The organism is Cupriavidus ulmosensis, assembly GCF_977008105.1.
On record NZ_CDRMWP010000001.1, the window covers coordinates 15,313 to 27,479 of the forward strand.

The following is a 12,167-nucleotide window of genomic DNA, read 5'->3' on the forward strand; positions in this document are numbered from 1 at the left end:
TTCAGGGCGGTTTGATATGTGACGCATGGACTATATGTCGCCATTGGCCGCGAGCAGGGCGGAGGCCGATGGCGCGTCCCGCGCGCTGCGGTGTCGTCCGATGTGCTTGCCGCGTACCGGCGCATTCCATCCATCGCGGGTAAATCCCGCCCGCGGTGCCCAATTGCGGCGACAATGCCCACGTGCGTCCCCGACAAGGCACATGACAACAAGGCCATGCCGCGGCCATGACCGGCCCCGGCTCCCGCCCGCGCCGGATTCTCCGCCCCGCCCGCGCGCGAAACCACCGCGGCGTGCAACGTCCTGCTTTCTTGGAACCTATGGTCGAATCCATCCTGCTTTCCGCGGTCCGCGTTTCGTCCTTCGACGGCCAGCAAGGCATCGCCAATGCCAGCGGATTTTTCTTCGAGCGCGACAACCATCTGTTCGTGGTGACAAGCCGCCACGTGGTCTTCGACGAGCCTTCCGGCCATCATCCGGACCGCATCGAGATCGAGCTGCACCGCGAGGCCGGCAACATGGCCAATTCGATCGGCTTCTCGATTCCGCTGTATCGCGACGGCGTGGCGGTCTGGCGCATCGGCGAGGATGGCGGCGGCCCGGTGGACGTGGCGGTGGTGGAGCTGGAACGCAGCGCGCTGCCGGCGGGCCTGGTGTACCGCGCGTTCACGCCGGACCACCTGGTGCAGACCTCGGATCACGTGGAGGTGGGCGATTCGCTGCTGATCGTCGGTTTTCCGCTGGGTTTCCACGATGCCCTGCATCACCTGCCGGTGGCGCGGCAGGCGGTGGTGGCGTCGGCGTTCGGCCTGCGCTTCCAGGGGCAGGGCTTTTTCCTGACCGACGCGCGCACGCACCGCGGCACCAGCGGCGCGCCGGTGGTGATGCGCATGCGCGGCACGCGCGGCAAGCGGCATGACCTGCCGTGGCTGCTGCTGGGCGTGCATTCGGCGCGCTTCGACGTGGGCACGCGCGACCTCGCCGAGGACGAGGCGCTGGGCCTGAACTCGGCCTGGTACGCGGACATGCTGCTGACGCTGACCGCGCCGGCGCGCGCCGCCGGCGGCAAAATAAGATCGTCGCTGCCGCGCGCTTCGGAGTAGAGTGGGGTACTTGGGCCGGAACGTGGGCAATCCCGGCGCTTTGCGTCGCCAGCCCGTCCGGCATCCCGCTCGCGGCCAGGTGCCGTGTTGCCGCCTTGCGTGCCGCGCAGGCCCCGCTGCCTGGCGGGGCGCCGTGCGAGGGGGCCTATGTTGGACCTGGTGGCTTTCATCAAGCCTGTGCTCGACGAGATCACGGGCCAGGACGTGCGTACCTGGACGGTGCGGCGGCATGTGGTCAACGCCAACTGGCAGATTCCCGATACCAGCAGCCGCAACTGGTCGGCCAGGAAGGTGGAGATCGAAATCGCGCACGAGGCCGCGGAGCAATTGCGCCACGCGGACCAGTGCGCCTTATATCAACTGCAGCGCGGCCTGGACGCGTTCCTGCGCGCACGGCTGGGCTCGCACAGCCGGATGAGCGGGGCCGACGGGGTGATCGTCATCGTGATCGATCGCCTGGTTCCGTTCTGACCCTGGCGCCGGGATGGCGCGGCCGACGGCAACGCTGCCGCATGGAGCAAACGACGTGAACAATACGCCTAGCGCGAGCTACAAGGGCTTCGATCTTTATCCGCTGGTCTACAAGGTCCAGCCCGCCCAGTCGTGGCCGCGCGCCAAGCCGGACCGCAGCTTCACCGCGTCGGTGGTGATCTGCCGCGAGGGCTACCGGCCCGGCGGCGAGCGCACCAAGGTGTTCCGCCTGGAAACCGAGGATCGTCAGGAAAATGTGTGGGTGCCCGGAGGCTCCGGAAGGTTCCCAAGTGCATGATATAGCGCGATTTCCGTGGCTCTGAAGGTCCGGAAGCCGTACGCTTTTCTCATGGTGACTTTGGCCTTATTGTTCAGACCCTCGACGACGCCGCTGGAGAACTGCTTGCGCGCACGGAAGTAGTTGAGGATCAGTTCACGGTGGACACGCACGGTGCGGGCGAACTTCTTCATCGGCTCGATGCGCGAGCGCATCACTTGGGTACACCACTGGTCGAGGAATTTGCCGGCCCACTCGGGCGAGATGTAATCCCAGAGTTGCTGGAACTCTTCCTTGAGCAGCCAGGCCCGCACGGTCCGCAAGTTGTATTGCAGCAGATCGCGCAGACGCACCCGCTGTTTGTCGGTCAGATTTTCCTGCCGCTTGAGCAGGCACCAGCGGGACTTCTTGAGCACTGGCTCGTATCCGTCGCGGCTCATGCGGCGACTTTCCTCGGCGCGAACCTCATCGATCGCCTTGTTCATCTTGGCAACGATGTGGAAGCGATCCAGGATGTTCAGTGCGTTGGGGCAATGCAGCGCGATCATCTCGAGATAGGGCTTCCACATGTCAGAGCAGACGAACTCGACCTTCTCACATACCTGTTTTCCGATCATGGCGAAGAACTTCGAGAAGCTTTCTTTCGTGCGCTCCTGCCCGACCCAGAGCAGGCGCGTGCAGCCGGCCTCGATCTGGTAGACCAGTGTGAGGTACTTGTGTCCACGACCATACTGAATCTCATCGACGCCAAAGGCGCGGATCGTACCGACTTCGCGATGGGCCAGCCCCCAGTCGACCACCCACTCCACTGCGTTGAAGACTTTCTCCCAACTGGTGCGGAAGCTTTGTGCCGTCTCCCTCCACGACAGCTTGCGTGCCCACTGCGCCAGGAACAGCATGTACGCTCGGGTGAGCGTGTGCTTGCCACTGGCCCACGGCAGGGCTTCGACCTTCACGCCACAGTCACGACAATCGACGCGCCGCATGGTGTAAAGCAGGAACACTGCAAAACCCCAGACTGGAATAAACTCGAACCTGCGCTGCGCAAGCGTGTCGTAACCCCGCGCAGGCTGGCTACAGCATGAGCAGATCGCCTTGGAACCCTTGCGCGGTCGTACCTCGATCTCGATGGACTGGGTTGCTTCGCACAGCCGCGCACCTTCATAGACAAAACCGGGAAAATGGTGGCAGGCGTTGAGCAAGCGAGTCAGCAACATGGTTAGCGCGGCCCCAAGCGGCAAGGGCAAAAAAGTCGCTATTGTCGCCCCGGACCAGGATGCGTTGGCGCGTTACGTGCCGGACCTGCAGAACTGGCCCGCGTCCTGGCGTTTCGATGACCAGGACCTCCCGCCCGGGCAGGCACTCGTCGAAGTGTTCACGCCTTTCCTGCAACACCTGCTCACACTGGGATATGCGCGCAAAACGTTGAATTATCACCGCGATCACCTCTGGATGCTCGGCGGAGCATCTCATTGAGGTCCGCCACGAAGACCCGGACGCGGCCGCCATGGATGCCCGCACGCTCGTTCTCCACCAAATTCACAAGTACGGAGGTCCGTTGATCTCCCGGCACCTCGACGAGCAGGCCCAGAGCGCCTTCGATGCGACCTGCAAGAAGCTCTATCGCTTCCTCTGCTCCTCGTAAATCGCCTCCATCTACCCACAGATTCCCCCGACGAGCCGAAACCGAGGAGTGGGAGAACATCGGCACCGCGCGCCGTGGCGCGGTCAAGTTCGGCGAGGACATCATCAACGGCCTGATCGCAGGCGAATCGGTGACGACGCTGTAGCGCGTCCTGGTCGAGATGGGAAAGTGAGGGCGGCGCCATCGTGCGCCGCTTTTGCCGTGCGCCGGTCCGCGTGGCGCGATGCGCGCGGATGGCCGGGGCAGGGCGGGGAATGCCGCCATGCCCGGGGATAGAGCCCGGGCGTGCGGGACCGCGAGATCGCTAGACGCTGAAGGCGGGGCTGCCGTAGCGGTCCAGCAATTGCTCCAGCAGCTCGAGCCGGTCGGTGCGCGGCGTGCGGTCCTCGATGGCGCGCGAGGGGCCACCGTAGGTGGCCGTGACGTGGCGGCGCACCGTGAGCACGTCGTTGGCCGGCGCGGCGCGCGTGACCACGGGGCCGGGCACGTGCTGGTAGCTGCCGGCGACCCATCCGTCCGGGGTCAGGTGCATTTCTTCCCATTCTTCGCTGACTGACATGCTTTGCTCCTTCAGTGGATGCGTTGATGATGCCGGGGAGGCGCACCGGCCGCGGATGCCGGCGCCGCGGCGCGCGCGCGGGTCCCGCGCGCTGGCGTCAGAACTTGTGGCGGTAGTTGATGCGGCCCTTGGTGAGGTCGTATGGCGACATCTCCAGCGTGACGCGGTCGCCCGCCAGGATGCGGATGCGGTTCTTCTTGAGCCGCCCGGACGAGTACGCCCAGACTTCGAAGCCGTTTTCCAGGATCACGCGAAAGCGGCTGTCCGGGAGCACTTCCGAGACTTTGCCGCCGAATTCCACCAGTTCTTCTTTTGCCAAGGATGATGCCTCTCTAGGTTGGGTGGCGTGCGGGCGCGGCGCCATGCGCCGGCCGCGCGCGCCGTGGCGTTCACTGCAGGCGCATGCCCGCGGCGGCGCGTTCGGCGGCAAAGCGGGCGGCCTGCTTGGCCTGGGCTTCGGTGCCGTGGGTGGCGTGGCGCATGGTGACGTTGGCGACGACGCGCTCGGCGCCGCTGCGGTATTCGCTGATCATGTACGTGGCGAACCACACGCCGGGTTGCTGCTCGATGGGGTACACCGACACGGTGTACGGAGACGGATTGTGCTGCAAGGTATGTCCTGATCTGGGCGGACGGTCCGGGGCGCGCCGGATGCACTCACTGTGCGCGACGTGTTCTTTCGGTGATCGCTCGCCGCATGGGTTGTGCTGCGGATTTGCCGGGCGCCGCCGATGGCCGCGCAGGTACGCGGAAAAAGGGGCCGGCGAAGGTGGACCGTGCCTGCGCAGCCGGCACACGCGGATAGCCCTGCGTGGCGCTGCGGAGCGGCCTTGTGTGCCGCGGGTCGGATGGGTGAGGGGCGCGTATCGCCCTGATTTTGCCGGGTGCCTTGCCCGGCTGGTGGGCCACCGCGGCGGTAAGTTCGCCTGCTATCGCGGTGACGTGTCCGTCAGGCGCCAGGGCCTGTCGGCGAGCCTGCATCGACGCACGCTGGCGCATCGGCAAGATGGCGGATGATAACACCGATGGCGTTTCCCTGCCGGCGCGCGCGCTTGCCGTGGCGGCGCCGCGAGCCGGTGCGGCGCCGCCGGGACGGCGGCCCGGCACTGCTACTTGTGCGCGACCGAGGTGGACATGCCGTCGATGACGGCGCGCGCATGGGTCACTGCCAGCGCGATGGCGTCGTGCGGCGTGCGCCCGCTTTGCTGCTCCAGCGGCGGCACCAGCCGCAGCGAGCCGCTGTCGCGGCTGACCTGCGTGATGGTGACGGTGGCGAGGAAGCCGGCGGGCACCGGCGTGGCGCCGTGGCCGCCGCCGGGGGCGCGGCGCACGATGGCGGACACCTTGAACCCCTTGTAGATCGCATTGTTCTGAGACATGATGATCTCCTTTCTCCGTCGAGCATACGCTGCTTGCACGGATAAGTACGATTTAGTTTCGGGCGCGCCGCCCGGCGCGCGCCACCGTTCCGCCGACGCTCCCGACCGCCTCGTTCCAGCCCGAACCGTCCCGCCCGAGTGCGAGCCCGCCGGCCTGCGTCCGCGGCGCGCCGGGCCATGCCGTGGCCGGCCGGACGCGCGCGCATGCCGCAGTCATTTCACGGAGGGTTTCTTGCTTCACGGCTCCAGCATCGACCCCGCGCTCATCCAGGCCTACCTGGAGACGCGCTATCACGTGCGCGGCGATGCGCCGCTCACGCTGGCGATCGGCGAGGCCAGCCCCGCGCTGGCCGCGCTGCACGCGGCGGCGGGCGTGGACTGCAGCGCGTTCGTGACGGCGTGGAACCCGCACAGCCGGCCCGAGCCGGACCCGGCCGCCAACGCGGCGCGCCAGCAGGCGCTGGCGCGCGAGCTGGCGCAACGGGGCCTGCATGCGATCGAGGGCATCGGCCAGCATCCGTCAGGCAGCTGGCCGGGCGAGGAGAGCCTGCTGGTGCTCGGGCTGGCGCTGGACGCGGCCCGGGCGCTCGGCGCGCGCCACGGCCAGAACGCGATCGTGTGGAGCGGCGCCGATGCGGTGCCGCAGCTGATCCTGCTGCGCTAGGCGACAGGCGGCAGGCGATATAAGCGGCAGGCGCCGCGCGCGGGCCGCGCCGCCCGCCTCGGCCCGCCGCGCGGCTCAGCCGTTCTGCTGCGCGACGAAGCGGACTTCCACGCGCCGGTTGCGCGCGTCCTCGGGCGGCACGTTCGCGAGCGGATGCGAGTCGCCGAAGCCGGCCACCACCACGCGCTTGGCGACCTGCGCGTCGAGCTTGCCGATCAGCAGGCGCCGGGCCTCGCGCGCGCGGGCGGCCGACAGCGTGTAGTTGTCGTCGTAGACCGTGCAGAAGTGGCTGAAGTCGGTGACGGGGCGGGCGACCTGCAGGTTGTCGGTGTGCCCCTCGACGTAGATCTGGCCGCCCGGCATGCTGTCGAGGTAGGCCGAGATCTTGTCCTCGACCTGCGCGAACGCCGCCCTGGCTTCCGGCGTGATGCAGGCGCTGCCGCGCGCGAACACGTTGTCGCGCAGGACCACCTTGCCGGCCTGCGCGTCGATCGACACCAGCCCCTCGGCGCCCTGCTGCGCGAACGCGGCCTTCATGTCCTGCAGCATCTGCGCGATATGCTTGCGCTGCGCCGCCGAGCCCTGCTCCATCTCGGCCTTGTGACGCACGTCGGCATATTGCTTCTGCACCACCGACAGCACCAGCAGCAGCATCACCACCGCCATCACGCCGGCCATCAGGTCGGCGATGGCCACCCATTCATTCGGCTTCTCTTTCATGGCGTGCGGCTTCAGGTGTCGGCGCGGCCGCCGCGCGCGCGGCGCTCGCTCGCGGGCGGCTTCGTCATCTGGATCACGGCGGTGTCGAGCCGGTTGTCGATGCTGTGCAGCGCCGCCAGCATGTCGCGGCGGGTACGGTCGTCCTTGTTCGCCGTGGCGGCCTGCCTGATCGTCGCGGCGGCGGCTTCGAGCGTGCCGGTGACGTTCTGGCTGACGTCGGCGATCCGTTCGTAGTGCCCGCCAAGCTCGGCGGTGCGGCGCACGCTCTCGGACACGGACTTGAGCCCGGAGACGATCTTCTCGCGCAGGTCCTCCACGAGATTGGTCATGGCCTGCACGTTGACGTTGAGCGTGTCGCTGGACTCGACGAAGATGCCGTGCGCCTTCTGCTGCGTCGACAGCGACTGGCCGACGGCCGCCTCGACGGACTTCAGGGTGGTGTCGACGCTCGTCGACAGCGTCGTGATGGAGCGCGAGATGTCGCCGGTGGCGTCGGACATCTTCTCGGAGATGACCGCCATGTTCTCGGCGAAGCGGCCGGACATGTCGGCGATGGTCTGGCCGAGGTCGGACTTCATGTCGTCCAGGACTTCCGCCACGCTGACGCGGAACTCGGAGATCGCGGCCTGCAGCTCGGCGGTCGAGCGCCCGGCCATGACGGCGGCGCTGGCCATGTTCGCCGAGGCTTCCGCCATCGCCGTGATGTTGGCGGACACGCCGTCGACGAACGTCTCGATGGCGTGGCGCGTGGATTCGTTGTGGACCACCAGCTCGTCCATCTTCGCCAGTTGCTGCGTGCCCTGCGCGGTCTGCGCCTTCAGGCCCGCGCGCAGCGCCGCCAGCGCTTCGAGCTGCTGCGCGTGGCGCTGCGCGCCGTCCTGCGCCTGCTGCGCGGCGTTGTCACGCAGCACGGCGCCCAGCGCGCCGATGGCGTCGACCAGTTGCCGGTTGTCCGCGACCTGCAGCTCGCGGGCCTCCTTGCGCCGGCGGTCCACCTCGGTCTTCATCTTGCCGATGCACCAGTTCAGGCGGCGCTCCTCGAAGCCGTTGCGGCTGCAATAGATCTTCAGCGTCAGGAACGCCAGGATGCCCCAGGTCGACGTCTTGAACTTGGAACCGAGGCCGTGCATCATCGACATCAGGTTGTCCATCATGCTGTCCATGCCGCCGCTGCCGGTGGCCTGCGACAGGATCACGGACGCCTTGTCGAGCGCCAGGCCCAGGCCGACGAACGTCCCGAGCAGGCCCACGATCAGCAGCATGCCGGGCAGGATGTCGGCGAGCTTTTCCTGCGGCGTCGCCACGGCGGCGCTGAGGTCGTTGACGGAGCCGTGCTCTACGTCCAGCTGGCCGGCGTCGCTGCCCGCTTCATTGCCCGTTTCATGGCCCGCCTTGCCGTCGACCTCGCGGTGCCAGTTCCTCGCCCAGTTGTCGGGCGTCGCGTGCCGGCGCACGCCGCGCCATGCATGGATCACCGCCACGAAGATGACGGTGAAAAAGCCGATCTGCAGCCACTCCGGCGGGAGGACCTGCGGCAGGATGAAGTGCAGGATCTGTTCAAGCACGGCTCTCGACCTCCAGTTCGCCGCTGCGCGCGCGGCATTCTTCCTCGAAGATGTTGGCGAAGTCGATGATCAGCATCTGCTGGTCTTCGTTCAGCGCCTCCCAGGCCTTGCCGTTCTGCGCGCAGTCGATCAGGATCGTCCCGACCTCGCTGCCCTGGCGCAGCAGGTAGGCGCGGTCCTCGCTGGCGAGTTGCTCCTCGCTCTTCTCCAGCATCTGCATGAAGCCTTCGCTGGCATAGACGTAGTTGCGCCGCTCGCGGTTGCGCTTGGCCAGGCTGTCGGCCTGCGCCTTGAGCGCGGGCACGGTGGACTGGAGCTCGGCCAGCATGGCGGCCTCGTCGGGCGCGAGATCGCCGAGCTTCCGGGCGGTCTCCAGGCGGCGCAGCAGCACCTGCTCCCTGGCCAGGCGCTGGTTGTCCGCCTGCCACTGCTTCTCGTCGGCCTGCAGGGCGACGTCCCAGGCCTTGGTCAGTTCCTCGAACACGAACGGCAGCAGCTTCTTGCCGTGGCGCGCGGCGATGATGGCGTCGAGCCTGTCGGTGTCGGCCGCCGACAGCGTCGGCTCGGGCGCGATCAGGTCCGACGCGACCTTGACGAGGAAGACGTCGTCGGCCGAGATGTCGGCGATGTCGCGCGCTTTCTCCAGCTTGTGCTCGGCGGACCTGAGCAGCTTCTGCGTGGCGCGCAGGCGCAGGTAGTGGTCGAAGCTCTGCAGCTCGCCCGCTTCGAGCAGGTTGTCGACGCCGGCGGTGGCCAGCACGTAGTCGTTGACCAGCGCGGCGAGGTCGAGCCCGTGCCGCGCTGTCTCGGGCAGGCGCGAGCGCGCTTCCTCGAAGGTCTTCTTGTGCCGGCGGGCCTGCGCCTCTTCCTCGGCGTTCATCTTCTTGCGCAGCGCGCGCGCGCGCTGGATCGCCCAGTTGATGGCTTTCTCCAGCTTTTGCAGGACCGGGCTGTTCTCGAGCTTCATCAGCGCGGTCAGCGCGGTGTCGATCGCCACGATGGCGTCGCCGAGCCAGGGGAGGCCCATATTCTTCGCCGCGGTCGCCGCTACCGCGAAGTACGGCTTGATCCGCTGCAGCACCGGGCGCACCTTGCGCCAGGTTTCCTTGACCGTGCCCACGAAGGTCTCGGCCTCGTCGGCCAGCCAGTCGATGGCCTTCACGGCGATGTTCCGCGCCGTGTCGTAGATGCTCTTGGCGGCCGAGACGAAGGCGCTCCCGACCGATCTTGCAAATGAAAACAGCCCCATGATTCCCTCTTTTCCTGTTAGTCGACGCCCAGCAGCCGCCGGGTCGTTGCGGAGTCGGCCGCGGGCCCGCGGCGGTGTTCCGGTGAACCGGCTACCTCGTCGCCGGCCTTGCGCACCTCGCCGATGGCGGCTTCGAGGTGCGCCAGCGCCAGGCCGGGCGGCTGGCCGTGCCGCTCGGCCTCGTGCAGCGCCTTGGGCAGCGCCAGCCGCATGCAGGTGCGGATCTCGCGGCCGGAGAAGCCGTCGCTGAGCGCGGCGCAGCGCGCCAGCAGGGGCTCGCGCGGATCCCGCAGCGGGATGCCCGCGACCAGCATGCGCGACCACAGGCGCTGGCGCGCGTCGAGGTCGGGCAGGTCGAAGTGCACGTGATAGCCGATGCGGCTGCGGAACGCCTCGTCGTAGTTCTTGGCGAAGTTGGTGGCGAAGACCGCCACGCCGTCGAAGCGCTCCAGCTCGATCAGCAGCGTGGAGCGCATGGCGTTGACTTCGTTGTCCACGCCCTGCGTCACCGAGGACAGGCGCTTGCCGAGCAGGGTGTCGGCCTCGTCGAAGAACAGCAGCGCGCCGGCCGCGCGCGCGGCGTCGAACGCGGCCTGGATGTTCTTCGCGGTCTCGCCCATGAACTTGCTTTCCAGCTCGGCGATGCCCAGCGACATGAACGGCAGGTCCAGCGTGCCCGCCAGGGCCTCGGCCGCGAGCGTCTTGCCGGTGCCGGGCGGGCCGTAGAAGTTGAGGATGGTGCTCAGGCCGAGCGGGTCCACGGCGCCGAAGTCCCAGTCGACGTAGATGGTCTTGCGGTGGCGCAGCTTGGTCAGGCATTCGGCAAGGCGCAGCGCCGTGGCGTCGGACAGGATGACGTCGGCGCCGAGCCGGAAGCGCGGCGCGCGCGCGGCGAAGCGCGCGCCGTCGTCCGGCGCGCCCGGGCGGGGGCCGCGTTCGGGCGCCGCCAGCCGCCCGCCCCCGGTGGTGTTCTCGTTCAAAGCGTGTTCCCCATGTATTGCGCGGCATCCGGGCGTGGCCTGCCCGCGCCGCCCGTGCCGGCCCCGGTTCTGCCGCCGGGGCGCGATGCGAACGTCAAGTGACCTACTATCGGCAGCGGCCCGCAAAAATGGAGTCCTGCTTTCGGGGGGGATCGCGCCGGCTTCGCGGAAGTCTGTCCGCGTATCTGCGCATCGCGTGCGCAGATACGCGGACAGACTGTGCCGGCCCGTTCCGGGCAAGTTATCCTCCATCCACGTTTTGACTACCTCGCCACGCATGCAGCAAGACACCGAACTCCGCATCGCCAAGCGCAAGGCGCTGGCATTCCTGCTGTTCGCCTTCGCGGTCTTCATCGCCACCCTGTTCGTGCCGCACGGCTTCGCCGCCGGCTGGGTGCGCGCCGCGTCGGAGGCCGCGATGGTCGGCGGGCTGGCCGACTGGTTCGCGGTGGCGGCGCTGTTCCGCCGCATTCCGCTGCCGGGGCTGGCCGGGCACACCAACATCGTCGCGCGCAAGAAGGACGACATCGCCGACGGCCTCGCCGCCTTCGTGCGCGACAAGTTCCTCGACGTGCCGTCGGTGGTCGCGCTGATCGACCGGCACAATCCCGCGCAGGCGGTGGCGCAATGGCTGGCCGCGCCCGGCAACACGCGCGAGATCGGCGACGTGGTGGCGAAGGTGGCCGGCACCGCGCTGGACCTGATGGACGAGCGGGACATCCAGGCCGCGATCCGCCACGCGGCGCACGCCATGATCGGCAAGGTGGACCTGTCGCGCTCGGCCGCCACCATCCTCGAGAGCCTGACCGAGAACGGCCGCCACCAGGCGCTGCTCGACGCCTCGCTGGCGCAGCTGATCCGGCTGCTCAACGAGCCCGGCACGCGCGCGTTCATCGCCGAGCGCATCGTGGAATGGCTCAAGAGCGAGCATCCGAAGAAGGAGCGGATCCTGCCCACGGAGTGGATCGGCAGCAACGGCGCCGACCTCGTCGCCGCGGCGCTGGGCCGCGTGCTGGGGCAGGTGGAGGCGGACACCACGCACCAGTTGCGCCGCGCGTTCGACGACGCCGTGGCCACGCTGATCGCGCGCCTCAAGGACGACCCGGCCTTTCACGCCCGGGCCGACCGGATCCGGCAGCAGCTCCAGGGCGACAGCGCGCTCAACGCCTACCTCGGCGGCCTGTGGGCGGACTGGCGCGGCTGGCTCAAGCAGGACCTCGCGCGCGCGGATTCCGTGGTCCACCGCAAGGTCATGGAAGCCGGCCACTGGATCGGCGCCGAGCTGGCGCGCAGCCCGTCGCTGCGCGCCTCGCTCAACGACCATCTGCGCGAAGCCGCGCGCGGCATGGCGCCGGACTTCGCGGAATTCGTCACGCGCCATATCAGCAGCACCGTGCGCGGCTGGGACGCGCGCGAGATGGCGCGCCAGATCGAGCTCAGCGTGGGGCGCGACCTGCAGTACATCCGCATGAACGGCACGCTGGTGGGCGGGCTGATCGGCGCGGTGCTGTACCTGGTCGCGCAGATGCCGGCGCTGCTCGGCCGCCTGTGAATG

Annotated in this window: 15 protein-coding genes; 6 read left to right on the forward strand and 9 right to left on the reverse strand. The window is 68.4% G+C overall.

What is annotated here, in order from left to right; translation table 11 throughout:
• Nucleotides 1-320 precede the first annotated feature (320 nt).
• The 3 genes from ACWTPI_RS00050 to ACWTPI_RS00060 all read left to right on the forward strand — a co-directional run bounded on the left by ACWTPI_RS00050 (nt 321) and on the right by ACWTPI_RS00060 (nt 1,872).
• Entirely contained in the window at nt 321-1,103 is a 783-nt protein-coding gene (locus ACWTPI_RS00050; protein WP_454730665.1) for a trypsin-like peptidase domain-containing protein, read from the forward strand.
• Between the two features lie 147 nt (nt 1,104-1,250).
• Entirely contained in the window at nt 1,251-1,574 is a 324-nt protein-coding gene (locus ACWTPI_RS00055) for a hypothetical protein (RefSeq protein WP_020204191.1), read from the forward strand.
• Between the two features lie 55 nt (nt 1,575-1,629).
• The gene (locus ACWTPI_RS00060; protein WP_454730666.1) at nt 1,630-1,872 is read left to right on the forward strand and encodes a hypothetical protein; all 243 of its coding nucleotides are present in this window, start codon (nt 1,630-1,632) and stop codon (nt 1,870-1,872) included.
• On the opposite strand, the gene ACWTPI_RS00065 is transcribed toward ACWTPI_RS00060, so the two are convergent.
• The gene (locus tag ACWTPI_RS00065) at nt 1,821-3,068 is read right to left on the reverse strand and encodes an ISL3 family transposase (protein WP_439672887.1); all 1,248 of its coding nucleotides are present in this window, start codon (nt 3,066-3,068) and stop codon (nt 1,821-1,823) included. The two genes, ACWTPI_RS00060 and ACWTPI_RS00065, sit on opposite strands and share 52 nt — an antisense overlap.
• Between ACWTPI_RS00065 and ACWTPI_RS00070 the strand changes: the two genes are divergently transcribed.
• Nucleotides 3,067-3,327 (forward strand): hypothetical protein, encoded by a 261-nt coding sequence (locus ACWTPI_RS00070; protein WP_454730667.1) that lies wholly within the window; start codon nt 3,067-3,069, stop codon nt 3,325-3,327. The genes ACWTPI_RS00065 and ACWTPI_RS00070 overlap by 2 nt on opposite strands.
• 473 nt (nt 3,328-3,800) lie before the next feature.
• Here the strand turns inward: ACWTPI_RS00070 and ACWTPI_RS00075 are convergent, their stop codons facing one another.
• The 4 genes from ACWTPI_RS00075 to ACWTPI_RS00090 all read right to left on the reverse strand — a co-directional run bounded on the left by ACWTPI_RS00075 (nt 3,801) and on the right by ACWTPI_RS00090 (nt 5,434).
• Nucleotides 3,801-4,055, reverse strand: a complete 255-nt coding sequence (locus ACWTPI_RS00075; RefSeq protein ID WP_059411007.1) for a hypothetical protein — start codon at nt 4,053-4,055, stop codon at nt 3,801-3,803.
• Between the two features lie 97 nt (nt 4,056-4,152).
• Nucleotides 4,153-4,374 carry a translation initiation factor IF-1 gene (infA, locus tag ACWTPI_RS00080; RefSeq protein ID WP_020204188.1) on the reverse strand — a complete coding sequence of 74 codons (222 nt, stop codon included), beginning with the start codon at nt 4,372-4,374 and terminating at the stop codon, nt 4,153-4,155.
• A gap of 70 nt (nt 4,375-4,444) precedes the next feature.
• Nucleotides 4,445-4,666, reverse strand: a complete 222-nt coding sequence (locus ACWTPI_RS00085; protein ID WP_020204187.1) for a hypothetical protein — start codon at nt 4,664-4,666, stop codon at nt 4,445-4,447.
• Nucleotides 4,667-5,164: 498 nt separating this feature from the next.
• Nucleotides 5,165-5,434 (reverse strand): hypothetical protein, encoded by a 270-nt coding sequence (locus ACWTPI_RS00090; RefSeq protein WP_059411008.1) that lies wholly within the window; start codon nt 5,432-5,434, stop codon nt 5,165-5,167.
• A gap of 232 nt (nt 5,435-5,666) precedes the next feature.
• Between ACWTPI_RS00090 and ACWTPI_RS00095 the strand changes: the two genes are divergently transcribed.
• Nucleotides 5,667-6,098 carry a DUF3293 domain-containing protein gene (locus ACWTPI_RS00095; RefSeq protein ID WP_454730668.1) on the forward strand — a complete coding sequence of 144 codons (432 nt, stop codon included), beginning with the start codon at nt 5,667-5,669 and terminating at the stop codon, nt 6,096-6,098.
• Between the two features lie 75 nt (nt 6,099-6,173).
• On the opposite strand, the gene ACWTPI_RS00100 is transcribed toward ACWTPI_RS00095, so the two are convergent.
• From ACWTPI_RS00100 to ACWTPI_RS00115, 4 genes are read right to left on the reverse strand one after another with little or no spacing between them, the layout of a single operon-like run.
• Complete coding sequence (locus ACWTPI_RS00100; RefSeq protein WP_020204184.1) at nt 6,174-6,818, reverse strand: OmpA/MotB family protein; 645 nt, start codon at nt 6,816-6,818, stop codon at nt 6,174-6,176.
• Between the two features lie 11 nt (nt 6,819-6,829).
• Entirely contained in the window at nt 6,830-8,383 is a 1,554-nt protein-coding gene (locus tag ACWTPI_RS00105; protein WP_454730669.1) for a hypothetical protein, read from the reverse strand.
• Entirely contained in the window at nt 8,376-9,632 is a 1,257-nt protein-coding gene (locus tag ACWTPI_RS00110; protein WP_454730670.1) for a hypothetical protein, read from the reverse strand. The genes ACWTPI_RS00105 and ACWTPI_RS00110 overlap by 8 nt, the downstream gene beginning before the upstream one ends.
• 17 nt (nt 9,633-9,649) lie before the next feature.
• Entirely contained in the window at nt 9,650-10,612 is a 963-nt protein-coding gene (locus tag ACWTPI_RS00115) for an ATP-binding protein (RefSeq protein ID WP_063922975.1), read from the reverse strand.
• Nucleotides 10,613-10,889: 277 nt separating this feature from the next.
• Here ACWTPI_RS00115 and ACWTPI_RS00120 point away from each other — a divergent pair, with 277 nt between their 5' ends.
• Nucleotides 10,890-12,164: a DUF445 domain-containing protein gene (locus ACWTPI_RS00120; protein WP_020204180.1), complete on the forward strand. Its 1,275-nt coding sequence runs from the start codon at nt 10,890-10,892 to the stop codon at nt 12,162-12,164.
• Nucleotides 12,165-12,167: the final 3 nt, after the last annotated feature.